This is a genomic window from Oleiphilus sp. HI0086 (assembly GCF_001635225.1).
In genome coordinates this window covers 1-621 of the sequence record NZ_LWFZ01000948.1, presented here as the reverse complement: position 1 = coordinate 621, position 621 = coordinate 1, and the positions used below count along the sequence as shown (strand labels likewise).

Annotated in this window: 2 tRNA genes; both read left to right on the top strand. The window is 43.2% G+C overall.

The features are described 5' to 3' along the window. The first annotated feature begins 172 nt into the window (after positions 1-172). A tRNA-Lys gene (locus A3756_RS16960) sits at positions 173-248 on the top strand. Between the two features lie 123 nt (positions 249-371). Next, positions 372-447, top strand: a tRNA-Lys gene (locus tag A3756_RS16955). The last annotated feature ends 174 nt before the right edge of the window (positions 448-621 follow it).

The window sequence follows — 621 nt, the reverse complement described above, 5'->3', positions numbered from 1 at the left end:
TTGGCTTTTAACCAATTGGTCGCAGGTTCGAATCCTGCACGACCCACCATTTTTTTCCGCTGTTCTATTGTAGAGAAGTTGGTGGCAATAGACACGATAGATGAGCAAAAAATGTTGAAAAACATTGTCTAAACGTGACGTTACTAGCATCGCAAATTCACAAGATTCCANCGGGTCGTTAGCTCAGTTGGTAGAGCAGTTGGCTTTTAACCAATTGGTCGCAGGTTCGAATCCTGCACGACCCACCATTTTTCTCCGCTGTTCTAATGTAGAGAAGTTGGTGGCAACAGAGCCGATCGATGAGCATAAAATGTTGAAAAACATTGTCTAAACTTGATGTTACTAGCATCGCTAGTTCACAAGATTCCAGCGGGTCGTTAGCTCAGTTGGTAGAGCAGTTGGCTTTTAACCAATTGGTCGCAGGTTCGAATCCTGCACGACCCACCATTCCCTTCGAAAGTCCGCTGTCCCAATATTTCCAGCTAATTCATTAGTTTTAACATATAGTCATTTGTTAGTCTGCGCTCGCTGCTTCGATCTGCTTGCGTTGGTACTCAATCAATTATAGATTTTACTGTCACAAGGATTATACTATGGCACCCAAATTTTAGGTGCAGCTTC